At 40.9% G+C, this 26,217-nt stretch carries 22 protein-coding genes and 1 riboswitch; of the genes, 9 read left to right on the forward strand and 13 right to left on the reverse strand.

The features are described 5' to 3' along the window. Positions 1-708 carry a hypothetical protein gene (locus ABH008_RS09475; protein WP_347989610.1) on the reverse strand — a complete coding sequence of 236 codons (708 nt, stop codon included), beginning with the start codon at positions 706-708 and terminating at the stop codon, positions 1-3. Positions 709-751: 43 nt separating this feature from the next. Continuing rightward, positions 752-1,204 (reverse strand): hypothetical protein, encoded by a 453-nt coding sequence (locus tag ABH008_RS09480; RefSeq protein WP_347989611.1) that lies wholly within the window; start codon positions 1,202-1,204, stop codon positions 752-754. A gap of 269 nt (positions 1,205-1,473) precedes the next feature. Here ABH008_RS09480 and ABH008_RS09485 point away from each other — a divergent pair, with 269 nt between their 5' ends. The 4 genes from ABH008_RS09485 to ABH008_RS09500 all read left to right on the forward strand — a co-directional run bounded on the left by ABH008_RS09485 (position 1,474) and on the right by ABH008_RS09500 (position 7,995). Next, entirely contained in the window at positions 1,474-2,904 is a 1,431-nt protein-coding gene (locus ABH008_RS09485; protein ID WP_347985933.1) for an IS66 family transposase, read from the forward strand. Between the two features lie 582 nt (positions 2,905-3,486). After that, a complete protein-coding gene (locus tag ABH008_RS09490; RefSeq protein WP_347989612.1) occupies positions 3,487-5,676 on the forward strand; it encodes a glycoside hydrolase family 3 N-terminal domain-containing protein in 2,190 nt (729 codons plus the stop codon). A 10-nt stretch (positions 5,677-5,686) separates the two neighbouring features. Further along, positions 5,687-6,970, forward strand: coding sequence for an L-fucose:H+ symporter permease (gene fucP / locus ABH008_RS09495; RefSeq protein WP_347989613.1), 1,284 nt, complete (start codon positions 5,687-5,689; stop codon positions 6,968-6,970). A 299-nt stretch (positions 6,971-7,269) separates the two neighbouring features. Next, entirely contained in the window at positions 7,270-7,995 is a 726-nt protein-coding gene (locus ABH008_RS09500) for a glycosyltransferase family 25 protein (protein ID WP_347989614.1), read from the forward strand. 53 nt (positions 7,996-8,048) lie between these two features. Here the strand turns inward: ABH008_RS09500 and ABH008_RS09505 are convergent, their stop codons facing one another. The 8 genes from ABH008_RS09505 to ABH008_RS09540 form a co-directional block, all read right to left on the reverse strand. Continuing rightward, positions 8,049-9,599, reverse strand: a complete 1,551-nt coding sequence (locus ABH008_RS09505) for a hypothetical protein (RefSeq protein WP_347989615.1) — start codon at positions 9,597-9,599, stop codon at positions 8,049-8,051. 181 nt (positions 9,600-9,780) lie between these two features. Next, positions 9,781-10,002 carry a hypothetical protein gene (locus tag ABH008_RS09510; protein ID WP_347989616.1) on the reverse strand — a complete coding sequence of 74 codons (222 nt, stop codon included), beginning with the start codon at positions 10,000-10,002 and terminating at the stop codon, positions 9,781-9,783. Positions 10,003-10,264: 262 nt separating this feature from the next. Beyond that, on the reverse strand, positions 10,265-10,876 hold the full coding sequence (locus tag ABH008_RS09515) for a DUF4082 domain-containing protein (protein WP_347989617.1): 612 nt from the start codon (positions 10,874-10,876) through the stop codon (positions 10,265-10,267). Positions 10,877-11,126: 250 nt separating this feature from the next. Next, positions 11,127-11,294, reverse strand: a complete 168-nt coding sequence (locus tag ABH008_RS09520; protein WP_347989618.1) for a hypothetical protein — start codon at positions 11,292-11,294, stop codon at positions 11,127-11,129. 162 nt (positions 11,295-11,456) lie between these two features. After that, the gene (locus tag ABH008_RS09525) at positions 11,457-11,993 is read right to left on the reverse strand and encodes a transposase (protein ID WP_347989619.1); all 537 of its coding nucleotides are present in this window, start codon (positions 11,991-11,993) and stop codon (positions 11,457-11,459) included. Positions 11,994-12,221: 228 nt separating this feature from the next. Beyond that, positions 12,222-12,437, reverse strand: a complete 216-nt coding sequence (locus ABH008_RS09530; RefSeq protein WP_347989620.1) for a DUF2283 domain-containing protein — start codon at positions 12,435-12,437, stop codon at positions 12,222-12,224. Then, positions 12,434-12,670 (reverse strand): hypothetical protein, encoded by a 237-nt coding sequence (locus tag ABH008_RS09535; protein WP_347989621.1) that lies wholly within the window; start codon positions 12,668-12,670, stop codon positions 12,434-12,436. The genes ABH008_RS09530 and ABH008_RS09535 overlap by 4 nt, the downstream gene beginning before the upstream one ends. 120 nt (positions 12,671-12,790) lie before the next feature. Then, positions 12,791-12,949, reverse strand: a complete 159-nt coding sequence (locus ABH008_RS09540) for a hypothetical protein (RefSeq protein WP_347989622.1) — start codon at positions 12,947-12,949, stop codon at positions 12,791-12,793. A gap of 195 nt (positions 12,950-13,144) precedes the next feature. Here ABH008_RS09540 and ABH008_RS09545 point away from each other — a divergent pair, with 195 nt between their 5' ends. The 3 genes from ABH008_RS09545 (at position 13,145) to ABH008_RS09555 (ending at position 17,328) form a co-directional block, all read left to right on the forward strand. Beyond that, positions 13,145-13,315 carry a hypothetical protein gene (locus ABH008_RS09545; protein WP_347989623.1) on the forward strand — a complete coding sequence of 57 codons (171 nt, stop codon included), beginning with the start codon at positions 13,145-13,147 and terminating at the stop codon, positions 13,313-13,315. 912 nt (positions 13,316-14,227) lie between these two features. Beyond that, a riboswitch (cyclic di-GMP riboswitch) is annotated at positions 14,228-14,307 on the reverse strand. Positions 14,308-14,534: 227 nt separating this feature from the next. Continuing rightward, complete coding sequence (locus ABH008_RS09550) at positions 14,535-15,539, forward strand: cytochrome-c peroxidase (RefSeq protein WP_347989624.1); 1,005 nt, start codon at positions 14,535-14,537, stop codon at positions 15,537-15,539. A 241-nt stretch (positions 15,540-15,780) separates the two neighbouring features. Beyond that, positions 15,781-17,328 (forward strand): hypothetical protein, encoded by a 1,548-nt coding sequence (locus ABH008_RS09555; RefSeq protein ID WP_347989625.1) that lies wholly within the window; start codon positions 15,781-15,783, stop codon positions 17,326-17,328. 650 nt (positions 17,329-17,978) lie between these two features. Here the strand turns inward: ABH008_RS09555 and ABH008_RS09560 are convergent. From ABH008_RS09560 to htpG, 3 genes are all read right to left on the reverse strand, one after another. Next, positions 17,979-19,115, reverse strand: coding sequence for a hypothetical protein (locus tag ABH008_RS09560; protein WP_347989626.1), 1,137 nt, complete (start codon positions 19,113-19,115; stop codon positions 17,979-17,981). Between the two features lie 185 nt (positions 19,116-19,300). Further along, positions 19,301-20,554 (reverse strand): glycosyltransferase family 4 protein, encoded by a 1,254-nt coding sequence (locus tag ABH008_RS09565; RefSeq protein WP_347989627.1) that lies wholly within the window; start codon positions 20,552-20,554, stop codon positions 19,301-19,303. Between the two features lie 395 nt (positions 20,555-20,949). Next, positions 20,950-22,884, reverse strand: a complete 1,935-nt coding sequence (gene htpG, locus ABH008_RS09570; RefSeq protein WP_347989628.1) for a molecular chaperone HtpG — start codon at positions 22,882-22,884, stop codon at positions 20,950-20,952. 613 nt (positions 22,885-23,497) lie between these two features. On the opposite strand from htpG, the gene smbP reads away from it, so the two are divergent. Beyond that, positions 23,498-23,842 (forward strand): small metal-binding protein SmbP, encoded by a 345-nt coding sequence (smbP, locus tag ABH008_RS09575; protein ID WP_347989629.1) that lies wholly within the window; start codon positions 23,498-23,500, stop codon positions 23,840-23,842. Positions 23,843-24,531: 689 nt separating this feature from the next. Then, complete coding sequence (locus tag ABH008_RS09580; RefSeq protein ID WP_347989630.1) at positions 24,532-26,175, forward strand: hypothetical protein; 1,644 nt, start codon at positions 24,532-24,534, stop codon at positions 26,173-26,175. Positions 26,176-26,217: the final 42 nt, after the last annotated feature.

Below are 26,217 nucleotides of genomic sequence, written 5' to 3' on the forward strand. Positions count from 1 at the left end.
CTAGGAAACCAAATCATCTTTTGATAAATAGAGAATAGTATTGCTTTGGTTATCATTGTGCTGACTGATTAAAATACTAGGTAATTCTGAGCCAATTTTTATAGGCAACATAGTCAATTTTGAGGCTAATTCATCTCTATTATCAATAGCTAACTCTAGTCTGCACATGCTTGATCGGCATTCTAGGCCGATAATGTCGGCAGGGACTATTTGTTCTTCCTCTAACGCGGCTTTTATCAGATTTTTGGTTCTAGTAGCCCAGTTGGCATCGAGTCGTTGTTTGCGGAAATCGATTTCCAATAATTGTGCTTGTTGATTGAAACGTTCTTCTTCATGGGCACGTTGTTCGGAAAGGCGCTGTTTTTCTTCAGACGGACTCAGTATTGAGCTAGCCACAACAGTATTTGAAGCTAGGTTTTGAGCTTGCATGGCCGTGCGTAAGCTTAATATTTCAGCCTTAAGTAGAACGATGTCGTTGCTTAACGCGGTCACCTGCTCTCGAAGTCCAACTCCTGCTTGTTTGCTGTCCAAAAAGCCATCCCTGGCTGCAAATTCATTGGTAGCATGCTGCATAACCAGATTGGTGTTAGTTATAGCATGCGTCTTTCCCTCCACGCTATCTGTTGCGGGTTGCTTAGCATTATAAATATATACCCCAGTGCATAGGGCGACGACAATCCCGAGATAATAGCCATAATAAGTTTTCATGGATTTGCTTCCGAATAAAATCGATCAACTCAAGTTTTTAGATTTAGAAAAAAGATGCAGTGTCAAAAATAATACCGCCGGTAGGCACGAAACAATAGACGCTATGGCTTGACCACTCATTTGCAGGTACTGAACTGATCATAGTATCTTGCACGCCAGCTGCAATAGCTTGATATTTATAACCTAGGCTCACTCCCGTATAGCTATAGCTAGTTAGGTAACAATATGAAGCACTGGGAAAATTGGTGTCTATATAAATATAACCAGTGGTTGTACCAGAAGTATGTGTAACCGTTAATGGACAAGTAACCCACATGCCAGTATTGGTATGTGCACCAGTATAATGGTCAAGCTGCGTAGCCTGACTGCCATAGTACGGTTCACAACTTGAGCCGTTTTCTACGGTTGGCATTCCTGCGAAAGCCTCGTTGCCTGGAACTAGTGCGCTAAACAAGGTGACTGAAAGGCTTAAACTTAATGCGATAATTGTTTTCATAATAGGTAACTATTCAGCGTAAATAATTAAAAAAAAGCTTGACAAGGTTTTTGGTCGAAAAATAAAAAATTCAGTGAACTGCCAGCTTGTAGTGGAATGACGTATTTAGCTACGCATTCGGCAACTACAATTCCTCAATTGCAACATTAAATAGAAGGGTAGTGACTCTTGGTCGTTCGTGGCCTACATCGCAACCTCGAAGGCAAAAATCGACTTTTAAAACTGGCCTTATAATACCGCTAACAGTAACGGTTTAGCGGTATATTAGTTTGACTGTCGATAATATCAACATTGAAGACACCATCAAAAAAGTTCAGCAACTGATCGCTGATGAAGAGCATATGTCATCAGCTTTGCGTGCGACCTTAGAAGTCATGATCATGCTGATTCAAATAATGGCTAATCGTTTAAGCCTGACTAGCCGAAATAGCAGCAAACCGCCTTCTACGGATCGTTTTAAAGATCAAGACAAAGTCAGTGGCGATGACGAGAACAAAGGCAAAAATAGAAAGCGCGGTGGGCAGTTCGGTCGGATAGGTACAACTTTAAAAAAAGTGGACGATCCCGATGAAATTGAAATTCTGGAATTAGATCGGGCGACTTTACCACCAGGGAACTATCAGGAAGTTGGTTTTGAGATCCGCCAAGTATTTGATATTGAGATTCAGCGCCTTGTGACCGAATACCGCGCTCAAGTTCTGGAAGATCAATTTGGCAAACGTTTTACAGCCTCTTTTCCGGTTGAAGTCACTAAAGCGGTGCAATACGGGAATGGCGTCAAAGCACAGGCCGTGTATTTGTCTCAATATCAACTCATTCCCTACCAACGTGTTCAAGAGCAATTTCAGGATCAATTCCAACTACCGATCAGTGTCGGCTCAATCTTTGAATTTAACCAGCAAGCTTATCATTTGCTCGAACAATTTGAATTGAAACTCATCACGAAAATACTCGCCTCGTCCCTATTGCATTCCGATGAGACCGGGATCAACATCAATGGGAAAAATCATTGGCTGCACTGTATTTCGAACCAGCAATGGACGCTCTTTTACGCCCACGCCAAACGCGGCATGGAAGCAATAACCGCTATGAATGTTTTAACCCGTTTTACAGGTATTCTCTGCCACGATCACTGGAAGCCCTATTTCCAGTTGAACTGCCTGCATGCCTTATGTAACGCTCACCATTTGCGCGAGCTGACCTATGCCGAAGAACAAGAGAACCAAGCATGGGCTAAGGATATGCGAGAGTTGCTTGTTTCTATCAATGAGGCTGTTAAGGCCCAGGGCGGTGTTTTATCCGATTCTATAGCGGCAGGCTATACCGATCAATATCGGGCAATTCTTAAAGAGGCTGAGCAGGAATGTCCTCCCCCGCTCCCAGAGAGAAAGGAAGGACAACGGGGACGACTTAAACGCAGTAAATCGCGAAACTTATTGGAGCGGTTAATCAACTTTGAGCAGCAAACCTTAAGGTTTATGACTGATGCCAAGGTACCCTTTACCAATAACCAAGGAGAGAACGACATCAGAATGACCAAGGTTCACCAAAAGATTTCAGGCTGTTTTCGTAGTCAGGAAGGTGCTGATATTTTTTGCCGTGTTCGAAGTTATTTATCAACATGCCGGAAAAACAACATATCAGCCAGCGAAGCGTTGACACTGCTCTTTAATGGCAAATTGCCGGATTTTATACGGTGACGACCAAAATTCGCTGAGCGTGATAAATTACGCTGAATAGTTACCATAATAGTTTCTCCTAAGAATCTAGTGAAAAATGCCGCTTATGCTGACTTGAAGTCATTGCAAAGCACCATTTCAGAATACAGCAGAGCAAATCTGTATTTATTGTGTTAACTGAATTGTTCTGATGTGGATTTAGAATAGCTAAATGGTTCCTGAAAAGCTGTTATGTGAGCAACATGTAAACTGTGAGCATAATCACAGTAATTTTGAGGGTCTGCCACAGAATGATGGTAGTGTTATCAGGTTTTTGCATGTAAGCAGCTTTATAAAGAATGATATGATATTCGTTTATTTAGATACTGCTTTCTGATCTGGTGGATTATATTATCTGTGAGACTGTTAAAATGCAGAATTAAGTCTTTGGTACGTCTGCTAAGTTTCCAAATCTATTAACTTAAAACCCGATAACTCTGGTTTTACTTACAGGTATTCGTTTAAGCTGAATAATTTCGATTTTTTATTAACTCCATATTAAACCCCTTGAAAATTAGATCCTCTTTAATATTTTTTTCGCTCTTGGTAGCGATGGAGACAGCCTTGGGCGCTCAAGAATTAAACCCACAGATTGAAAAACAGGTTCAGAATTTGCTGGCACAGATGAGTCTGGAAGAAAAAGTCGGGCAAATGACTCAAATCGACTTTAGTGTTATTTCAGCAGAAAACGCTCAGGATATCGATAATCCCATCGATCAGGCAAAATTGGAGGAGGCAGTGCTTAAGTATCATGTAGGCTCTATACTCAATACGCCGTCTACCCCCAATAACAAAGCCCAACCCATTGAAAAATGGAGGCGTTTAACCAATAGCATCCGCGAAGTCGCAGCCAAAAGCCGGCTTAAAATTCCGGTCATCTACGGTATTGACGCCATTCATGGTGCAACCTACACGCGCAGTTCGGTATTATTCCCGCAAGCCATCAATATGGCGGCTACCTTTAATACACAGTTATCATTTCAAGAAGGCGAAATTACCGCCGCAGAAGTAAAAGCTTCTGGATTGGATTGGAATTTTTCACCTGTGATGGATATAGGCAGGCAACCACTTTGGCCACGCTTATGGGAAACCTATGGCGAAGACGTATATTTAGGTAGTGCCATGGGTAGTGCGTACATCAAAGGTCATCAGGGTGCAGATTATTCGGCCGCGACTAAAGCCCCCACCTGTCTCAAGCACTATATTGGCTACAGTTATCCTTTAAACGGCAAAGACCGCAGTCCGGCCTGGATAGGCGAACGAGCGTTACGTGAATATTTTTTACCCGCCTTTGCCGCAGGCATAAAAGCGGGGGCACCGACTGTGATGATTAATTCCGGTGAAGTGGATGGTATTCCCGGCCATGCAAATTATCAGTATTTAACCAGTATATTGCGGGGTGAATTAGGGTTTACTGGTTTTACTATCTCCGATTGGGAAGACATTATTCGCCTGTATGATCGCGATAAAATGGCCGCGTCGCCTAAAGAAGCAGTAAAAATAGCAGTGATGGCCGGCGTTGATATGAGCATGGTGCCTTTTAATTACTCTTTTTACGACTTACTGCTGGAACTGGCACATAGCGGTGAAGTACCCCTCAGTCGTATCGATGAAGCGGTGACGCGTATTTTGCGGGTAAAATTTGCCACGGGTTTATTTAACCCGCATCCTCTGATCAACGAAGCCGAGTATTTTGATACGCCTGCCGCCAATGCTGTCAATCGTCAAGCAGCGGAAGAATCCATTATTTTGGCTAAAAACGACCAGCAATTGTTACCTTTGCCCAAAACAGCCAGTATTTTGGTGACAGGGCCTGCGGCAAATTTGCTGAGTGTCATGAATGGCGGCTGGACTATAACCTGGCAAGGCGATAAAGAAGAACTTTATCCACAAAACAAATTAACCCTATTGCAGGCAATACAGAAAAAAACTACAGGTCAAGTAAGCTATGTGGGAGGCAAAGCATTTGGTGATGAAATCAATATAGAACAGGTTGTCAGCGCGGCGCGTAACCATGATTACATTATTCTGGCTTTAGGCGAAAAGCCTTATACAGAAACACCGGGCAACATCGACAGTTTAAATCTGGACGATAATCAGTTAAAACTGGCGCATGACGTGTTGGCTACTGGCAAACCGGTGATACTGGTCACTTTGGGCGGCAGACCACGCATTATTACCCCCATAGCCGAAAAAGCGGCGGCCGTGGTATTGGGGTTTTTACCCGGTATGGAAGGCGGCGAGGTGCTGGCAGATATTCTATTTGGTGATGTTAATCCCAGTGGTAAATTGCCCATTTCTTATCCGCGTAATACCAATGATATTGTGCCTTACGATCATAAACCCATGGAGTCTTTTGAGTTTAATCAGTATCGGCCGCTTTATGCGTTTGCACATGGTTTAAGTTATACCCGCTTCGAAACCAATGGCTTAACACTGAATAAAAACAAAATTAAGCTTGGCGAAAGCATTGATGTCAGCGTAAAGGTTAAAAATATCGGTCAATTAACTGGAAAAGAAGTGGTTATGGTGTATTTACATGATAAAGCCGCTTCAGTCACCCGACCTACCCGACAACTGAAAGCCTTTAAAAAGGTGGAATTAAAACCCGGTCAGCAGCAGACTTTGCAGTTTACACTCACCGCCGACGATATGTCTTTCATCGGCGTTGATATGAAACGCATAGTCGAGCCTGGCGAGTTTAAAGTGATGGTCGGTACCGAAACTGCCGAATTTACTGTTACACATCCCTAGTATGCAGGATATGTATAACTCACAAAATACTTACTCAGGCGCGTTAAAGGTATTAACCTCATTGTTTTTTCTATGGGGTTTTATTACCTGTTTAAACGATATGCTTATCCCGCATTTAAAAGCGGTGTTTACGTTAAGCTATACACAAGCCATGCTGGTACAGTTTTGCTTTTTTGCCGCCTATTTTGTGGTGTCTATCCCCTGTGGTTATTTACTGAAAAAAATCGATTATCAGGGCGGTATTATTGTCGGTTTGGCTATTGCTGCTTGTGCTTGTCTGATGTTTTATCCAGCCGCAGCACTACATTCCTATGCGTTGTTCCTAATAGCTTTTTTTATTCTGGCAACGGGTATTACCCTGTTACAGGTTGCTGCTAATCCTTATGTAACCGAGCTGGGCGATAGTCAAACCGCGTCCAGTCGCTTAACCTTAACTCAGGCTTTTAATTCCTTGGGAACGACTGTGGCACCGTATTTTGGTGCACTGTTTATTTTAAGTAATACTGTCAAATCGCCCGCCGAACTGACGCTTCTGGATGCACAACAATTAAGCGCCTATCAATCGGTACAGGCCACCAGTGTGCAATATCCGTATCTGTTTTTGGCTGGGGTATTGTTGAGTCTGGCTATGCTGTTTTTTTATTTAAAATTACCGAAAATTGCAACCCAAACCAGCGAAAATCAGCCCCTAAGCTATACAGAAAAACACAGTGCCTGGCATTATCCGCATTTAGTATTAGGTGCCATTGCCATTTTTATGTATGTCGGTGCAGAAGTTTCTATTGGTAGTTTTTTAGTCAATTTCTTGGGTGATGCACAAATAGGCAATCTTCCAGAAGCAGAAGCCGGTAAGTACGTTTCCTTTTATTGGGGTGGGGCCATGTTGGGTCGCTTTGTGGGGGCGGCTGTCATGCAAAAAACCACGCCTGCCAAGGTGTTGGCTTTTAATGCTATTTGTGCCATGTTATTGGTATTGCTAACCATATTGAGTACTGGAAGCTTGGCAATGTGGAGCATACTGGCGGTGGGTTTGTGTAATTCCGTCATGTTCCCGACCATTTTCTCACTGGCTGTTGCCGGTTTGGGGCCTCACACCGGTCAAGGGTCCGGAATATTATGTGCGTCTATTGTCGGTGGTGCCATTTTGCCAGTGCTACAAGGGCTGTGTGCCGATAGCATCGGTATTCATGCCGCGTTTTTTGTGCCAGTGCTGTGTTATGCCTATATTATGTTTTATGGTGTTTATCAAGCCTTACGCTTTAGGTCTTTGCTGACAGCAGAAAAGTCGCTATAACAAATTGTAAAGGTGTCACTATCCTGCAAAACTCTACCTAATTTAATGGGTTGAAAGGTTTTTTGATAGATAAGCTGCTCACGAAAACGCAGTAGGCACACCATTGGCTAGTCCGTTCGTGGTGAGCCTAGTCAAACCATGAGCGGACTAGCCGATCAGACGTAAAAAATACACACTGATTTATTGCTAAGCTCTTAACCAGTATTTGTATCGCTTGCAAGCCATGAAAATAAAATTGAAAATCTCTATTTTGATGCGTAGAATCAAATCTTTACTGAAGAATAAAGGCTAGATTTAAAATGGCACAATTATTAGATTACTTTCAAGGTATTTATATTATTAATTTGCCTTCGAGAACAGATCGCCTCAGTGAAATTCAAGATCAATTCAAAAAAATCGGTTTAAGTCTTGATCATCCTAATATTCATGTGTTTGCGGCCATTCGTCCTGATGATGCGGGGGAGTTTGAAAATATTGGTGCAAGAGGTTGTTTTTTAAGTCATTTAGGCGTGTTAAAAGATGCCAGAAGTCGTCAGCTTGAAACTATATTAGTTTTTGAAGATGATCTGGATTTTGCGAGTGATTTTTTAGCAAGAGTCGATAGTTTAATTGAACAGTTAAAAACCGCCGATTGGGGCATTTATTATGGCGGCCACCGCTTATCCAAGCTTTTAGCACTAACAAACCAAGCAGATTTAGTTGAAGTAGACTCTGATCTGACAGTGGTTACCGCACATTTTATAGGTTTTCGTCAGCCTGTGATTGATGGTTTGATCAATTATCTGGAACAAGCTTTAACCCGTCCGGCAGGTAGCCCAGAATGTGGGCCTATGCATGTAGACGGTGCCTATTCTTGGTTTAGAAAAGAGCATCCGCATGTAAGAGTGTTTTTGTCGGTACCCGAACTAGGCTATCAACGCATGTCCAGAACCGATATTCACGAATTAAAATGGTACGATCAAGTCATTGGGATACGTACCATCACACAGATCGTGCGCAAGCTGCTACGAAAATTGCGTTCTTGAGTGGCTTAAAAACCTAGGCTGAGTTTCATGAAAATGTAATCCAGCTTAGAAGGCTAATGACACACCTGTTGATCCAATGCCACCACGCGATTATAACCTACCCATTCTGGGTAATAATCCAAATCGGTATCATCCGGGCCAGCCAGCACTCGAAACGAATTACGCCGATTTGCACAAATCCATAATTCTTCTTTAAGTGTAAAAATATAAATATCTGCCGATTCTCTTGCCACAAAAGCCGAATGCGTGCTTTTATAACGTTCAGACACATAATCTAAGGCTTTGTCAGAAATGCTTATTTTTTTAGTAGGATTTTTATCCAAATACTGTTCCAGAGCCATTCCCCAGGCATCTTGACGGGGATTTTGTAAGCTATCAACCGCCTTAAAATAGTAATTTAAATTGCTAGATAATAATGCCAGAAAGGCGACAGGAATGGCAAAGCGCAACACATTGCCAGGAAAATACTTCATTAACGCGTCTATGGCAATGCCCACCAATACCACAATAAAAGGTGTCAACATCAGCAAATTACGCACAAATAATACTTTTTGTGTTGAAAAATAGACTAGGTAAGCGATTATGGGTATTAAAATAATAGACGCGTGGTTTTTATTGCGCTGCCAGATAAATACCGCACCCATTACGGCTAGTAGTATCACACCCACTGAAATTGCCGCATCCGGTGAAAATAGCCTGAACAAAATAAACTCCGATAACTTTTGTATGCCGTCCAGTTTAGTTTCAAGGGTATGCGCAGCGTGACCGGTTTTATAATGATTCATCTCGCCCCTGACATTCTTTATAAATTCAACAGGTTCAAGCAGAATGCCGGGTGTGATAAATAGAAAGGTTAACATAAAGAAGGTCATAATTATCCCCAGTCGCTGGAATTTATGCTTGCCCTTTATGGCAACGTAAAGCGGTAAAAACAAGGTGATACCACCAGGGTATTTGGCCGCTGCAGCCAAACCTGCCGATATTGCTGCAAACGTCAGTGTTTGGCTGCTGTTATGTTTGCTTGCCCATACTGTAGTTAAAATAACCAGTGCAGTCATTAACATTAATAAGGTATCTGGCGCAATCCAGCGCGAGTGATAAAAAATGGGGTAGGATAACAGCAGGGTAATGCCCGTTGTTGCCGAAGCTATCCAATTAACGCCCAGCAGTCTTGCTGAAAGGCTAACCACAAGTGCGCTGCTGGCGGTTAGTAAAATAAAAACGCTACGTACTTCAAAATGATAAGTTTGAGTATTAACAAAATCAATAAATTGCTTATTGATTATCACAATGCCTTCTTTGTCTATAGGCGGGAAAATGATGTCAGGATTTATCATTACCTGGGCAACATAGCCAAATAGAGCTGTAAAAAGACAAACTAAATAGCTTAACGAGGGATAGTTATACCACCGAGGTAAAATCACCCCGGTATTAGCGGTATCAATCACCGAACCAATCAATTTTCCCTCATCCCAATGCGCACCAAAATCTACGCTGTTAAATCCGCACCAGATAAAAATGCCTGTAAATGCCAGTAATAGCATCGTAGCGATAACGCATTCGGAATAAGAGGCCAAAATATCAGTTGCTTTGAATGAACGCATGTTTTAGTAGGAATTGTTTGATAAGTGGGAATAAGTTTACACCCGCTGTCGAATTTTGAGTAAATCTAAACGGACTAAGGGAAGAGGGTAGGGCGTAGATGGTGTCCAATGAGAATGAAACCCTGTGTCGAGGCTAACAACTCATGCTTTTAAAATATAATGACACAGTCACATTTTTTGTTTATGCACTAAACATGCCCGCCATTAAGGCTGTGGCAAGTGCAACGGTAACTGTCGGAGCTAACAGAAGCGCGATGCCTGCACGCATACTTGGCAAGGTAAGTGCTAACCTGAACAGTCGACGATTTTGTTCAGGAACAGCGCCTCGCTGGGCCATAATAAGCGCGGTAGCGCAGAGGCTTAAGCCAACTGCCAGGGATGCATAGACCGCAAAAAAAGTCATCAGGCAAAGCAGCGAACTTAAGATGAATAACAATACTGGAACTAGAATTGAGCGTAACATATAACAAATCGATAAGCCGGAATTGGGTGTAATAGGCGAAGTATGGCGTAGATGGGTTAAATGCAAATGAAACCCAGCATCGAAGACTAAAACGCCCACCAAAACACATTGTATATTGAAAATCTAATCCAATTTTTTTAAGGCCATAAGCCGTATTACGTCTTATGGCTCTAATGAGGCAAAATTGAGGCTTATAAACTTGTTAAGATTGTTTACGACGAACGACCCAGCCTACTAATGGCAAGCCTAATAACATCATTGCCCATTCTTGAGCTTCTGGTACTGCTGAAATTTGCAAATTAGCCCCGAAAATACCAGCGTTACTCAGATTGAAATTATTAGATTTAAATGGGAAAGCGAGAGAGCTGCCATTATAATTCCAAGCATCTTTAATATAGGTAATCTGTGGCGCAGTAGTTGCACCAATTGCACCTGCCCCGTAGTTTGTATATCCTACTGAAGCTACGTAGTAATCCGAACCTGCTTTGAGTTCCACTGGAGTAATTGCAGCATAGCTGAATTGATTCAATACTGGGCTTGACTTAGTGACTGATGCTGAGGCTAATAAGTTGCCAGAACTGTCCCATAGACCAATTTCAACTGGACTACTGCTAACACCGGCAGTTAAAGAGCCAAGTTTTGTAACATCAACATTGGAGTTGGCCTGAAATTCGAAACCAAGATTCCAATTACTCCCTGAGAGATTACCTGCCAATGAATTAAAAGAGATAGCTGGTGTATCAGCCTGTGCAATTCCAAAACTTAATGAAAATGTCAGAAATATTGATGTGATTGATGTTTTCATAGAAACCATGAATTAAATATCCTTGATGTTAAGTTAATCATAAGACGATGCAGCACTGTAATTCAATATGGCTTTAATCGCTTACCTACGGCGTTATTTTGCTTTTAACGCATAATAGTCTAACATAAAAACAAAGTTTATTAAGTTCTGCCTAACGTATTTTCTATTCAGCCGATATAGGGTGTAGTTGTATTGCGCCTTATAACATCGTCGGACTTATCATAGTTAATTCAGCTAGGTTTTTATATTGTTATTAAGCCTAAAAGCTGTTGAAATGGCTGGAAATTTTTATCTGCATGCAAGAGGGGGAACCGCTTTCGATACAATAGGTTGCAATCAGTGTGTCTATGGTTTTGCGGATAGTAATGCCTTGCTTACGCAACACGGTAAGTCGTAATTGCCAACGCGTCAGCCTCATAGGGCGCATTAGCTTCAGCGTAATGCGCCGCATGGTCGAAGGCAACAGTGTCGCAATACGGCTTCGCCTATTACGACCTATTCCGGCTTATCGCGTTAGCTTTAGGGCTTTGCCTAAGCTGTCTTGATTCATCTACATCAATCAACGCGATAAGCCGTTGCGCCGCATGGTTTAACTTCGTTCACCATCAACATCAATAACGGGTAAGGGTGTTGCCCAATTTGCCGGGTATAAACCTTGATCAACACAACGATGAAAAGTGGAGTAAGGCCAATTAATCACTTGTTTAACCAATCCGTGTTTTACAGGATTAATGTGGCAGTAATCAAGATGTGCTGCATAATCGGCATCATCAAGAATTAGATGTTCCCAAAAACGCCGTTGCCAAATGCCTCTTTCACCCTTGGCAATACGTACGGCAGAACGTCTTTCAGTGATGGGTAATGCTTTTGAAAAAGCTTGCTTGATCAAGCGCCAGCGGGTGGTGTTATCGGTATCACCTTGGGGAAGAGTCCATACACAGTGTAAATGATCAGGCAAAACCACCCAGGCATCAATATGAAAAGGCCAACGTCTTCTTACGTTTTTAACGGTATGCCTTAGGATGTCAATGTGGCGGATTAATAAATCATTAGGCTCTCGCTCTAGCAGATTAACGGTAAAAAAGTAGGTTCCACCGGGTATGCGGTAGCGTCGATAGTTGGACATGAATAAAAAAATATTTTAGGTGTTCCAAAAATTTTAGCAAACGTGGTGGTTAGTGTCTATCATGCGGCGCAATAGGCTTCGCTATTGACGCCCTATGAGGCAATCGCTTTGATAGTTGCGGCTTATGGTCTTAATGTTTTCGAACAAAGTTGGGGGTAAAACAAACTTGTCTTTTTATTTGCAAAGTTTGTCGCTTCGAAGCTGGGTTTCGTTATCTCAGCCCAGCCTTTATGCTGCTTCCAAAGTTTGTAAAGGTAAATGTGCAAGCGATATAGATTCAATATCCGTTTTTTGGCTCGCGTTCTGTACATCAATTCCCACAAGCTTACCGTTGCAATCAAAATCCAATACTACACCCTCAGCAACTTCGTCTGAGTCAACAGATGGAGTATTGGATAGATGAATATATAGCGAATCAGTTTCTTTATCGTAGCTAAGCTTCATGGTTTAAATCTCCGATCCGGAAAGGCGTTGTGTAGGGTTATGCCGTCTTCGAGCGTTACCACTCGCAAATATTTACCTAGCTCTTGCACATATATCCAGTGCCGAATTCGACCATCTTCCTGGATTTCTTTGTGAGCAGTTTGAATCAGCGCTGATAAACACCAATCTATCTGTATATAGGGCCGTTTAACTAAAACATCATTACGAAAATAAGCTGTAGTTGGGTGATCCATGTCTTATAATAATGTATAAAAAGACATTGTTCAATTTTGGCATTGATCGCATTCTGTGCGGATTGATGCACAACCTTTGATGGTAATGTTTTGGGCGAGTATGCACAGCTATAAAGCAGATTAGCTTCGATGCTGGGTTTCGTTAACCAATGTTGTAGGTGCTACAGTAAATGGAGTCAGTAAAACTGTAGATACAGCGTCAACACCTGCCGCATAATAAAAAAAGGTAGTCAACACGGTAAGTCGTAATTGCCAACGCGTCAGCCTCATAGGGCGCATTAGCTTCAGCGTAATGCGCCGCATGGTCGAAGGCAACAGTGTCGCAATACGGCTTCGCCTATTACGACCTATTCCGGCTTATCGCGTTAGCAGATTAACGGTAAAAAAGTAGGTTCCACCGGGTATGCGGTAGCGTCGATAGTTGGACATGAATAAAAAAATATTTTAGGTGTTCCAAAAATTTTAGCAAACGTGGTGGTTAGTGTCTATCATGCGGCGCAATACGCTTCGCTATTGACGCCCTATGAGGCAATCGCTTTGATAGTTGCGGCTTATGGTCTTGTAGGTGCAACTGTAAATGTAGTCAGTAAAACTGTAAATGTAGTCAGTAAAACTGTAGATACAGCTTCAACACCTGCCGCATAATCAAAAAGGTAGCCAGAATATTATAATTGTGGCTACCCTGATAACTATTAAGATTGTTTACGACGAACGACCCAGACTATTAATGGCAAGCCTAATAACATCATTGCCCATTCTCCTGCTTCGGGAACTGCTGATATAGATCCTGTGAATGTTAAACTGGCATTTAGAGAATACCCAGCAGTGTCAGCGCCAGTATTACTAATGGTATTACCATTAGCACCATTATTCGTATTATTAAGAATTACCTCAATTTGATTGCTGCCAATATTGAGCAGATTACTGGAAAAAGTGAATGTTCCACCAGTATTACCTCCGTCGAAATTTTCTGTAATATAGGAACCGCCAGATACAAATTGAAATGCTCCTGTTGTTGGTGTTGATTTAGTATAAACAAGGTCAACTAACGTACCATTTATAAGTAATGCTGCGCGGTCATCAGCACCAAATGATGCGATATTTACTTGAACATTTTGTGAATTGTCTATACTACTAATATTAAAATCACGAACACCTGAAGACCAACCTGTATATGTTGATTGGGTAATATTTTGGCTAAGTGTGTAACCACTTCCAGTAACCCAGGTTGAACCAACTGAGCTACCATATGTTACATAACTATTAAGGCTATTTGTGCCGTCAGAAAAAGACCAGTTACCAACATTTGTGTTATCTGTGCCAAAATCAAGAGTAGCAGCAGTGACTTGCGTGGTTGGTATAACAGCGACAAGTCCAGCTAATAAAACAGTTGTAATAATCTGCTTATTTTTCCTAAAATTCAGAAATGAACTTGCTATAATTTGAGTTGAGTTGAGTTGAGTTGAGTTGAGTTGAGTTGCATCAATATTCCTTTGAATTGCTTGTTACAATAAATTTTCACCGAATTAATACCGATGGTTTCAAGTTTCATTTCAAAGAGGCAATCCAGCAATCCTTACAACAAGAACCCTAAGACTTTCCGCTTCTACCCTTTGGTAGAATTGGCCTTTACTCTTGGTTAATAATTAACATATAAAATAAGTATTTTCAATTCTATCTAACATATTTTTTTATATCCTCTGCGCCTTAAATCTATCAGTAGCCTCAAACCCAGAAAAGCGATAGAATTCAACAAGAAAAAATCAAGTCTATCGTTTTTCAATTTCAATTCATGGAAACACGTATAACTAATTGATTATAAATAACTATTCAGATTGATACAATAATAACTCAGGAGGTTCGCATGTTTAGTTTTCGTCTATTGGTCAGTGCTATTGCATTAACCAGCTCATTTTCGGTTATGGCGGCAGATACTTTGCCGACCACCGCACCTGCACCCGCTAATAATCCCACTACTCCAGAAAAAGTGCAGTTGGGTAAAATGTTGTATCACGATCCACGTTTGTCTTCTACCGGAACTGTCTCTTGCTCTTCTTGCCATAACACCATGCTAGGTGGTGAAGACAATCGTCCTAATTCGATGGGGGTTAATGGGCAAACAGGCGGTCGTAGCGCACCTACCGTGTGGAACGCAGCATTTAATAGTGTACAGTTCTGGGATGGCCGTGCGGCCAGTCTGGAAGATCAAGCAGCAGGTCCTGTTACTAACCCCATAGAAATGGGTATGAAAAGTTGGGATGATGTTGTAGCACGTTTAAAAACCATTAAAGGTTACCAAACTGCTTTTGAAAGCGCATTTGGCGATAAAAACGCAATCTCTAAAGAGAATGCCACTAAAGCAATTGCCGCGTATGAAAGAACCTTAATTACGCCTAACAGTGCTTACGATAAATATATTAGTGGTAATAAATCGGCCTTAACCCCACAACAAGTTCGCGGTTTAACAAAAGTGACCGAATTGGGTTGTACCAGTTGTCATAGTGGCCCAGCCTTTAATGGCCCCGGTGCGTTCCAAAAATTCCCGGTTTTCCCTGACGGCTATTTTGACGCGCAATACCATTTTACTAAAGATTTGGGTCTAGCCGAAGTCACTAAAAAAGACAGTGATAAACATATGTGGAAAGTACCCACCTTACGTAATATTGCTTTAACTGCACCGTATTTCCATAATGGTTCGGTTAAAACTTTGGATGTTGCTGTTAAGATGATGGCAAAAATGCAAATGAACATCACCTTGCCCGATTCAGATATTGCCGATATCGTGGCTTTTCTTAATGCGTTGACCGGGGAGTTTCCACAACAAACCATGCCAACATTACCCGGTACTCCTGGCACTACCTTCAATTAAGGTATATAAGTTGTACTGCTAGATGAGAGGGGGCTAATAGCCCCCTTTTTTGTAAACAAAATTAATGGGCTTTATAGGATGTGCCGAACGAAGTAATGCGCATCTGTCGCGATTGATGCACCTGCTGATGTCGGCACATTCTATAAAGCTTAACATTACACTGATTAGATGTTTTATGCCTGTTTTTTAAAACTGCGCTATCTTTCAGTTATTCAATTTTATGTTAAGGATTTTTCCACCCATGAAAAAATTACTTTTAATTGCAAATATAGGACTGTTATCGCTATCAGCAAGCACTCAGGCGGCCGATATATCCGCTTGTAAAGCTGGTGGTATTAATCTTGACAGTTTTTCTTACTTTTCTTCCGACCGGGCTTTTATCGATTTGGCCAAAGTCGCTGGCAACTGGATTTCTCCTGAAAACAGGGCCTTACAATTAGACAAGGATGGCTATCCAATCAGCTTTGATCCAACAGGTAGAGCGCCAGAAAGTTTGGTAACCTACGACAACTGGAAGAGTGATCCCCAGCTAGATGATAAATACGTGCTTTTGTATGACGGTGAAGGCCAGTTAAAAACCGGCCTGCCTGCGGATAAAATTTTACAGGAAGGCCCAGGCAGAATTTTGTTTAAACCTTATATGAATAATTTATATCTGGATATAATTAAGACAAATCCAGATAATCATATTCGCAATCTTAGGTTAATCCCGTCAGACTTTGAAAAAAACTATGTTGAGCATCCCTTTAGAGAGCGATATCTAAAAACCTGGGGTATGTTTCCGGTGTGGCGTTTTATGGATTTTATGGCAACTAACGATTCGTTGGTCACTACTTGGCAGACCAGAAAACAAACTACTGCCTATGGTGCTGATGGCGGTGTTCCCATTGAAGACATTATTAACTTAGCCAATAAAGCGCAAGTGGCACCTTGGCTTAATATACCGCACATGGCAACGGATGATTACATTGTTAATCTGGCTAGCTATGTAAAAGAGCATTTAGATCCTAAGCTTAAGGTTTACATTGAATATTCGAATGAGGCCTGGAACGGTGGATTTAAGCAATTTGGCTACATGGTGAACGAAGGAAAAAAACATGGCATGGACCCGCATCAGTTTTATGCTGATCGCGCTTTGAGTATTTTTAAAGCCTGGGAACAAGTGTTTGGCGGTGCCGATAGAATCGTAAGGGTAGTTGGAACGCAAGCCACCGTACCTTGGGTGAGTGAAAGAATCTTTAGCTGGAAAGATATTGCCAAACATACCGATGCTCTGGCGGTAGGGTATTATTTTGGTTACGAGTACGGTAGCGAATTAGTTGAAAAAACCGTGAATATGACGGTTGATCAATTAGTGGACGATGTTAAACTGAATGCCTTAGCTAAACAAAAACAATTTTTAATAGCACAGAAAGCCATTGCAGATAAATATAAAATCAGTTTGGTGTCTTACGAAGCCGGTCAACATTTAGTGGGTGCTGGCTTTAATCAAGCCCTGGGTTACTTACCCGATAACGTTAAATTAGCCGATTTGTTTATTGCTGCGAATAGACATCCGAAAATGAACGAAATCTATAAACAACATTACCAAAACTGGGTTGATGTGGGCGGTGGTATGATTGGCTGGTTCTCCTCCACCTTTATTCCTGGAAAATGGGGTTCGTGGGGCTTATTGGAAAGCGGTGGACAAAAGATAGAGACTGCCCCCAAATTTATGGCCGTAAAAGACATACAAACGCAACTGGATAAAAAATCAATTGATGCGTGTAAGTATGTTTCCACGCCTTAAGCATAACATCGCAACCCCTTTGATAATTGCGGCTTATGGCCTTCAATAAATGGTTGGTTTTTCATAGGGTGGAATAGGTGCAAACCGTATTCCACCGATTGAAGTCAATCGCCGTATAGTTAAGGTAATGCTGTCTTAACATCCCAGAATGTTATTGCCAAACAGATGGCTTGTCACGTATTTAAGAAAATGCCACCCTGTGTAGAATAGGGTAGTTACCACATAGCTGCCAAAAGTGCCATCTTCTCTTGATTGGCGAGTTAACCAAATACAATCAATATGTTAAGTGTTTTTAGATTTTAACCAGTGATTGATCACTAAACTACAAAATACCCAAAATCACTCTAAATAGGCTGTTTTGTGACTTATGAGAGGAGCTCAATCACTGCATTTCGGATGCTTTTTGTTAAGTTTAACCAAGATGGCGGTTTTGGCAGCTATGTGGTAACTACCCCAGAATAGCGATAGTCTGGGATGAATTGATATTTTAGCGATTCATGTTCTAAAAGTATTCGTAAACAAAATCTGCCTACCATGCATCCTGGCGCAATACTCTTGGCTATTGACGCCCTATGAGGCGACCGCTTTGATAATTGCTGTGATAAATTAAATCACGTTTTGTATCGAGTAGGATGCACTACGGGTGATGGTTATAGGCTGCTTAACAGGTTTTGCAGTTTCAACACTGTTTGAAAGCTACTATTGATCGAAAAAATCAAGCATTGGTAGACCAAGGTGAATAATACGGCATACTGAAAGGCGTTGGCATTAAAGGTTTTTTCCAGCTTGCCACGCGCGTAAATCAAAACCGTCAGTAGTGCCAGAGCCAAATTTGACATGGAAAGCCATCTGTCAACGTCAGTGGCTACTATGCTCAATGATAACGGCACTAGAAAAGTAATAATAAGTGCAATTGGCATGAGTGGCTGCTGCTTAAATGTGCGCGCTGCATTAAAAAACAGTAAGTAAAACGGCATAAATGCCGGCAGATATAATAAAACATAAAACCAAAACCCAGAGCCACGCATGGCATCCAAACCCATTGATTTATTTTCGTCTAGCGATGTAAATTGTACTTTCATGCTCATCTCATCAATCTCCACTTTCGGTGCAACAGAATGGTAGTAATTGATCGCATCAGGCATTGAAATGTAATTTAACAGGGTGAATTTAGACAGGGTAATAGAGAAAATGAACGATAAAAACACATAATACGTCACTCTAGAGCGAAGTATGTCTTTAAGCGTAGGTTGATCAAGCAGAGCGCTTGCAAAAAAAAGTGTTCCCAAAAAAAATACAGAAGCTTCATGAATTAAGACACAAAATATCAGGGAAACCAACTGAATCTCTGGGTAAAACACCCGACGATGCCAGCCCTTATAAGTACAGAGTATATGAATAACCGCAAAAGGAATGGCCCATAAATCTAATATTCCACCACTCATGGTATGCTGTGGAATAAAGCCGGGAATGGTTGCCAACCAAAGTATCATGGTTAGCCTAAAAGCGCTATTCTGCTCGGTTACAAAGACCTGAACCAGTAAATATAAATAAACTAAACTACTAGAAACGATTACCAGCAAAGAAATAGCCGATACGGTTTTACTGCTAATAGGTACCCAACTGCCAAGTAAGCTACCAATTAACCCACGCTTGATTAAACCAAACTGATAATCCCATATCCATGACGTTTCTACTTGCGGGTAAGAACCTCGGTAATTTATTAGAATCAGCGATATTAAAATGGGTAATAGAACGTAGAGCTGTTGTTTTTGGTCCGAGGTCATAGTAAGTCCTACTGCGAATATTAAAAATCGATGTTATTACTCCATGCGATAAACCAGCACTCTAAAGAGTATGTAGATCTGTTTAAACGTATATTCGATCTGAAACCTTAGCGGCTTGACCAATCGGCAGAAAAATCCGCATGGCTAACGGCATCTTATGCGGTGTGCGCTAGTATTTTTTACGCTTAATCCGCTACATTTAGCAAACGTTGGTAAATGGATTTTAACTGCCGTGCTTTGCTTTCCCAGGTATAGTGTTGTTTAGCAAATTCAGCTGCTTTAATGGACTTGGCATTACGCTGCTCATGATTATTAGCCAGTTCCAGCATGGCAGATGTGACTGCGCTAATCAGATTGGGTTTATCGGTAAGCTTTAGTTTTATGCCTGTTTCCTGATTCACCAATTCAGACGGCCCGCCGTAATCTGGCACAATGCAGGGTAAGCCACACGCCATGGCTTCTACCAGCACATTGCCGCCTACTTCCCTAATGGTTGGAAACACAAAAACCTGTGCTGCTTTTAATAAGGCACTAATTTCGGCTGCCGATTTCCACCCCACTAACGCAATGTTCTGACTAATTGCACTGTGTTTGCTAATGATATTTTGCAGGCTTTGCATTTCCGGGCCATCGCCGACAATAGTGAGCCTATGGTTTTCATACAAATTTTTATCGGCTAAAAACGCTCGCACTGCCACGTCTGCGTTTTTATAGGGTACTAAGCGGCCCACAAACAGAAAGTGGCATTGTTCGCTGCTGTTAAGTCTGTTGTCGGCATTAAAAACGTCTGGATTAATGCCCAATTCATCAAAACGTTCTACAAGGCCTAAGGCGTATTCTGGAATGTCGCGTTCGACATGTTTAAACGCGGCCAGCACCCGTTTTACATGTTTAAAAGTGGCGTGATAATAAGGTAACAGCCGATATAGCTGCCTGAAATAAATGATAAATTCCTTTTCTTTTTTTAATTCATTCACAAATGTGTCTGGCCATCCCAGTCCACCATTAATAGGCCCCAGTATAAACGGCACTGTCGTCCAGCTGGCTAACGGGCTAGGCAGTGTTGGCGAAACAGGCGAAATTCTGTGTATTAGCGCAAACTCATTATCTGCCAGACGTTGCTTATATTTTTTCCAGACTTCATATTCAAAAGCAATATAAGACGGGTAGCTTAAGGCCATACCCATCATCCAGTTACCCAGTTTAAGACGACGAAACAGATTGGCCAGTTTGTAAAGTGGGGCCGCAATATATTCATTATCGACATACTCCACTTGCGCACGCCCAAAACCGGTTCTGTCAATGGCTGGTTTATTGCGGATATGCGTTACAACTACCACATCAACCTGATCTGCAGTGGCTTTTGCCAGTTCATAAGAAAAGAAAGGTAGTGATGCCCATTCAGAATTACATTGTTCGGCAAGAATTAAAACTTTCATAAAGGGCCGTTATAGTGGTTTTATTGAGGTATAGATTCGCATGAATAGACACTTGAAAGTGATGTTGCGGTGAAAAACATCAGTAAGCGTAAGCCGTAACCCCACTGGGTGTTTAAAAATGGATTAACGATGTGCTTAGCGAGTTTGTGTCCTCATCATAAACAATTAGACGACTCTGGACAAGGATATTTATGTTTATAGCCACTAATGGCGGGGGCAAAGACGATTGTTGAACTTTGCAGGGTAGGGCAGGTGTGCGCTTAATTGACAGGATTGCAGGCTATGGAAAACCTGTATTTATAGTGCTACATGAGTAATGAGTGGATTTAAAAGCAGTGCTGCTCAATGAGTCATAAAGCGCATCCAAACAACAGATGCGCTTTATGCATAAGGTATTAAGCTAACAAACCTTGTAGCAGATGATTCAGCTTGTGTACAAACGCGGATGGATCATCCAATTGACCGCCTTCGCTAAGAATAGCCTGATCAAACAAGATGTGGGTGATGTCAGCAAAGCGGCCATCATCCTGTTCATTTTTAATGGCTTTAACCAACGCATGATCGGGATTAATCTCAAATGCGGGTTTGCTGCCACCCATGCCCATCATATTTAGCGATTGCCCGGCTTCTTTCATGATACGTTCCATATTCAGGCTCATATCATACACACCGGTAACCAAACAAGCAGGGGAGTCTGTTAAGCGATGGCTAAGGCGTACTTCACTCACCTTGTCTTGCAGCACTTCCTGCATTTGTTTTAATACGGCTTCGTAGTCTTTACCCACTTCTTCCTGGTGCTGTTTTTCTTCTTCCGTATCAAATTTATCCAGGTCCAGCTCGCCTTTGGCGATAGATTGCAGGTGTTTGTCGTCGTAATCTGTCAAACTGGATATCAGCCATTCATCAATCCGGTCTGTCAACAGTAATACTTCGATGCCTTTTTTACGGAAGATTTCCAGATGCGGGCTGTTTTTGGCCGCCGCAAAACTGTCTGCAGTGACAAAATAAATTTTGTCCTGACCTTCTTTCATGCGACTAATGTAATCATCCAATGACACATTCTGGGTTTTGCTGTCGGTATGTGTAGAAGAAAAGCGCAACAATTTGGCGACACGCTCTTTGTTTTTGTGATCTTCAATCGGGCCTTCTTTAATCACATTACCGAACTGTTCCCAAAATGTCTGATATTTCTCGGCATCGTTTTCTGCCAGACTTTCCAGTAAGCCCAATACTTTTTTAACCGCACCCGCTTTAATAGTGCTGATTTGTTTGCTTTGTTGCAAAATCTCGCGTGATACGTTTAAAGGTAGGGAATCGGCATCAATTACGCCACGGATAAAGCGCAGGTAGCGCGGCATCAGTTGCTCGGCATCGTCGGTAATAAATACTTTGCGAACATACAGTTTAACGCCATGTTTAGCGTCACGATCCCACAAGTCGAAAGGTGCGCGGGTAGGAACATACAGTAACAAGGTATATTCGTTAGTACCTTCTACTTTACTATGCACATGTGTCAGCGGTTCTTGATAATCATGCGATACATGTTTATAAAATTCGTTGTAAGATTCTTCGCTAATCTCGTCTTTGGATTTGGTCCACAATGCTGAAGCACTGTTAACCACTTCATCTTCTTTACCCGCTGGGCTGGTTTCATTACCTTCTTCATCTTTTTCAGCAGGAATATCCTTGCTCATGATAATCGGTAAAGAAATATGATCAGAGAATTTTTTAACGATGGAACGTAGTTTCCAGCCATTTAAAAAGTCTTCTTCACCTTCTTTTAAATGCAGAACAATTTCGGTACCGCGATGTGCTTTTTCGACAGTTTCGATAGAGTACTCACCATCGCCTATCGATTCCCAGCGCACAGCTTCGTTTGCTGTTGCACCGGCTTTGCGGGTAGTGAGCGTTACTTTGTCAGCAACAATGAAAGCGGAGTAAAAACCCACGCCAAATTGACCGATTAATTCGCTATCTTTGGCCTGGTCGCCTGTTAAGCGTTCAAAAAACTGTTTAGTGCCGGATTTAGCAATGGTACCAATATGTTCTTGCACCTCAGCGCGCGTCATACCGATGCCGTTATCGGATATAGTGATGGTTTTCAGGTTTTCGTCAAAATCGATGCGTATTTTCAGATCGCTGTCGCCATCGTACAAAGTGTCGCTACCTAAAGCCTCGAAACGCAGTTTATCAGCAGCATCAGAAGCGTTAGAAATCAATTCACGTAAAAAAATCTCCTTGTTGCTATATAAGGAGTGGATCATTAAATGCAGCAGATGTTTTACTTCGGTTTGGAACCCCAGAGTTTCTTTTTTTGCTTCAACAGTCATGTTTGTGCTCATTTCAAGTTAAGACTAAATAAAAAATGTCAGACTGTGCAAATCTGGGGGTAGTCATTTTGATTTTCAAGTCCAAAACCTGGAGAATTTTAAATTTTACTGCTTAGCGGCCAGTGATAGTGTTGATTTTGCTTGTTTCTGACCAATAAGCGAAAGTTAGTCTGGGTGAAGAAAATAATGCTAATTATTCAGCGTAAAGGCGAGTATTTATAGGATGCCGACGTCAGGAGGCGCATTAATCGCGACCGTATTCCACCGATTGAAGTCAATTACCGACTAACCCGATAAGTCGTAATTGACAGCGCGTTGCCTAATAGGGTGATTGGCATTAGCGTAATGCGCCTCATGGTCGAAGGCAATAGTGTCGCAATACTGCTTCGCCTATTACGATTACGACCTATTCCGGCTTGTCGTGTTGGAGTCTTTCATCAATCGTGGCTTCGCTGGCTTGAGGTTGAAATTTACTAAATTATAGAGTAATGTTAAACAGCATTGATTTGTGATTTGGTTGGTCTTTATTTATCGACCAGTTGATGCTGTCTTGGCATTAGCGAGTACTTTTGCCAGTAATAATAAATTTTTGTATTTCAACAGGAAGGGAGTTATGAAGTTTTTTTATCCGCTAATTTTGGCATCGTTGTTTTTCTGTTCTTCTGCGTTTGCAGAGGAGCATGTTGCCAAAGCACTAGAGCATGTTAATGAGGCTGTTACGCACGGCAAAGCAGGTCATGTCGGATTGTTTGTCGAACATGCTGCCAAATCCATAGCGCATGCTGAAGAAGCTTTGAAAGTAGAGAAAGGACAATCTAAAGGGCATGTTGAAAGCAGTATTCATCATTTGCACGAAGCCATTAAGGAAGAAAAAAGTGGGCACAGCGCCGTTGCGACCAAGCATGCTGAAGATGCTGAATCACACTTGATTCAGGCATCTAATACCGAGAAGAAATAACAAAATAAGCAAAACAAAAGGGTGCGAGTTTAATTAACACGTAATTGAACTTGCACCCTTTTTTTAAGTTCATGATATAAATATAAAGCCGAGCAATAGCTAGCGCATTAATTGTCAACGATGAGATTTTGTTCTCACTTTTACGAGTTACTATAGGGAGGTTCTTCAAGGTCTTTTCAATAAGTTTCAATTTTCCTTACGCAATTAAAGCGATAAACAGGAATAGGTCGTAATAGGCGAAGCCATTTTAAACACATTTGTCTTCCGATCATGCGAAGTAATACGCTGCGCTATTGTCGCCCCATAGGGTAATTGCTTTGATTTATGGCCTTGTTTACCAATAGATGGGTTTGATTTTGCGTTGCCCATTTTGAGTGTCATTTTAGAGGTTTTGTCGTTATCCTAAGGGAACTTCGAAAAACCACCCTTCGACAGGGTCAGGGCGAACGGTGGTCTATATATCAATAGCTTACCGTTCGTGCTGAGCCTGTCGAAGCACAAAAACCAGGTTTTTCGAAGTTCCCCTAAGTGAAAGTGAATACCATTTAAATTGTTCTCTATACATTGGGCGTTAGTGCGTGATATACTTTTAAGCTAAGTCAAGCCACTAGCATCTTGAAGTAGCTTTTGTGCTGAGTTTTGCGGCATTGCTTACTGCATCTCTGTCGGATTATGAATGGATAACTATAATGACAATAAACATGCACACTCAATTGATAGGTGTTTATAACACCCTGCATGCCATTAAATATAAAGAAATATCAATATTAATTCTGCTTTGGGGGCTATTGTATATCCCCTATATCATTCATGGCGGCATGCTTGGGGATGATGCAGGCATATTAATCATCCCAAACTCAAATCAGAATTTAGGGTATTGGCATTATCAATGGTCGCTTTCATCCCAATTAACCATGACTGCACGCCCAATATCGGCAATATTGCATGGTTTGTGTAATTGGTTTTTTGGATTACATTTCTGGGCTTATCATTTTGTTAATTTAACACTATTTCTAAGTTCAATTTTATTGTTTTATCTATCCATAAAACGCATTTTCTCAGCAGAAATCGCTTTGTTAGCGTCTTTGCTGGCTTTGGTATATCCCTGCTCTTCAAGTACGGTATTTTCATCAATTATGATGAATTCTAATCTCGCCGCATTATTTTGGACTGGTGCATTATATTTGTCGACCAAAAAAATTAATTTTAAATATATTATCATTACAATCTGTTTATTATTTTCCTGCCTTTCTTACGAGTCTTTTATTCCTTTATTTATTTTAAATATAGTGTCAAGTGTGTTTTTTTATAAATACAGATTAAGTTTCAAAGTGTTTTTAATTGAGGCACTACCGGCTATATTTGCTATGTTGATATTCGGGGTTTATAAATTTTATATAGAAAGTATATTATTTAATACTCATTATTCTAGGATTAATATTTTTTCATTTTATCATTCCTTGTTAAAACTGTTTATAAGCTTGAATGAAGGTGTTAAGATTGCTTTGTTTGATTCTATTGAAATTTCGAATCACGCTTTAAGCAATATTGAACTACTTTCAATTCCTTATCTTTTTTTAGTAACCGTTGTTTTAAGTTTAATTTCCTATTTTTTGTATAAAATAATAACAAAATTTTGCATTAATAATTCGTATGGTGATTATTTATTTTTTTTGTATAAAAAACAAATAACAATAATTGATAAAATTAATTTTTTTCTTTTACCCGTCATTTTATTTATAGCTTGTCATCTAATTTATGTGTTTTCATATTATTACCCAGTTTCAGCTGGTTTTAATAATAGAACGCTAGGGGCTATTCGCTTTAGTACATCACTGGCTGCTGCATGCATTTTTATTACTTTATTTAATTCATTAAACCAGGTGACGGATAGAAAATTATTTTCCATGATATTTGTATGTTTTTTTGCCTTCTTTTCAATGTCAGTGATAGGTCAACGTGAAGCATGGATTGCTGCTTGCAAATTTAACGACAATAATATTAGTAAAATAAACGCAGCTATTTATGAACAAGGTCTTCAAAATAATAAAGACATAACGCTAATTGCAATGCTTCCAAGAAACTTCCCTGAACAGGTGAATAATGAACCTATATTTAGTGAGTCGTGGGATCTGACAAATTCTCTTAGTATATCCAATCCTTCCATTAATTTTACAGCGAATGTTAATACAGCTGAAACAACCGTCGATTCTGCAAAAGTGATACTACATAGTAGTTGGCAGGCTATATATCCGTTTTGGTTATATCATTTTAAAACTGAAAAATTATATCGAATTACATCAGAAGATAGCTGGAGAAATATAACGCGATAAGTCGTAATTGACAACTCATTACCTAATAGGGCGCACTAGTTT

This window comes from Methylomonas sp. AM2-LC (assembly GCF_039904985.1).
Classification (GTDB): domain Bacteria; phylum Pseudomonadota; class Gammaproteobacteria; order Methylococcales; family Methylomonadaceae; genus Methylomonas.

What these genes read in the sequence shown, in the direction of transcription:
- ABH008_RS09515 (WP_347989617.1), bottom strand. Translation starts at nt 10,876, where the DNA reads ATGGTTTCTATGAAAACATCAATCACATCAATATTTCTGACATTTTCA.
- ABH008_RS09525 (WP_347989619.1), bottom strand. Translation starts at nt 11,993, where the DNA reads ATGTCCAACTATCGACGCTACCGCATACCCGGTGGAACCTACTTTTTT.
- ABH008_RS09565 (WP_347989627.1), bottom strand. Translation starts at nt 20,554, where the DNA reads ATGAAAGTTTTAATTCTTGCCGAACAATGTAATTCTGAATGGGCATCA.
- ABH008_RS09480 (WP_347989611.1), bottom strand. Translation starts at nt 1,204, where the DNA reads ATGAAAACAATTATCGCATTAAGTTTAAGCCTTTCAGTCACCTTGTTT.
- htpG (WP_347989628.1), bottom strand. Translation starts at nt 22,884, where the DNA reads ATGACTGTTGAAGCAAAAAAAGAAACTCTGGGGTTCCAAACCGAAGTA.
- ABH008_RS09580 (WP_347989630.1), top strand. Translation starts at nt 24,532, where the DNA reads ATGACAATAAACATGCACACTCAATTGATAGGTGTTTATAACACCCTG.
- ABH008_RS09535 (WP_347989621.1), bottom strand. Translation starts at nt 12,670, where the DNA reads ATGGATCACCCAACTACAGCTTATTTTCGTAATGATGTTTTAGTTAAA.
- ABH008_RS09505 (WP_347989615.1), bottom strand. Translation starts at nt 9,599, where the DNA reads ATGCGTTCATTCAAAGCAACTGATATTTTGGCCTCTTATTCCGAATGC.
- ABH008_RS09540 (WP_347989622.1), bottom strand. Translation starts at nt 12,949, where the DNA reads ATGCGCCCTATGAGGCTGACGCGTTGGCAATTACGACTTACCGTGTTG.
- ABH008_RS09560 (WP_347989626.1), bottom strand. Translation starts at nt 19,115, where the DNA reads ATGACCTCGGACCAAAAACAACAGCTCTACGTTCTATTACCCATTTTA.
- ABH008_RS09475 (WP_347989610.1), bottom strand. Translation starts at nt 708, where the DNA reads ATGAAAACTTATTATGGCTATTATCTCGGGATTGTCGTCGCCCTATGC.
- smbP (WP_347989629.1), top strand. Translation starts at nt 23,498, where the DNA reads ATGAAGTTTTTTTATCCGCTAATTTTGGCATCGTTGTTTTTCTGTTCT.
- ABH008_RS09530 (WP_347989620.1), bottom strand. Translation starts at nt 12,437, where the DNA reads ATGAAGCTTAGCTACGATAAAGAAACTGATTCGCTATATATTCATCTA.
- ABH008_RS09520 (WP_347989618.1), bottom strand. Translation starts at nt 11,294, where the DNA reads ATGCGCCCTATGAGGCTGACGCGTTGGCAATTACGACTTACCGTGTTG.
- ABH008_RS09500 (WP_347989614.1), top strand. Translation starts at nt 7,270, where the DNA reads ATGGCACAATTATTAGATTACTTTCAAGGTATTTATATTATTAATTTG.
- ABH008_RS09555 (WP_347989625.1), top strand. Translation starts at nt 15,781, where the DNA reads ATGAAAAAATTACTTTTAATTGCAAATATAGGACTGTTATCGCTATCA.
- ABH008_RS09550 (WP_347989624.1), top strand. Translation starts at nt 14,535, where the DNA reads ATGTTTAGTTTTCGTCTATTGGTCAGTGCTATTGCATTAACCAGCTCA.
- fucP (WP_347989613.1), top strand. Translation starts at nt 5,687, where the DNA reads ATGTATAACTCACAAAATACTTACTCAGGCGCGTTAAAGGTATTAACC.
- ABH008_RS09510 (WP_347989616.1), bottom strand. Translation starts at nt 10,002, where the DNA reads ATGACTTTTTTTGCGGTCTATGCATCCCTGGCAGTTGGCTTAAGCCTC.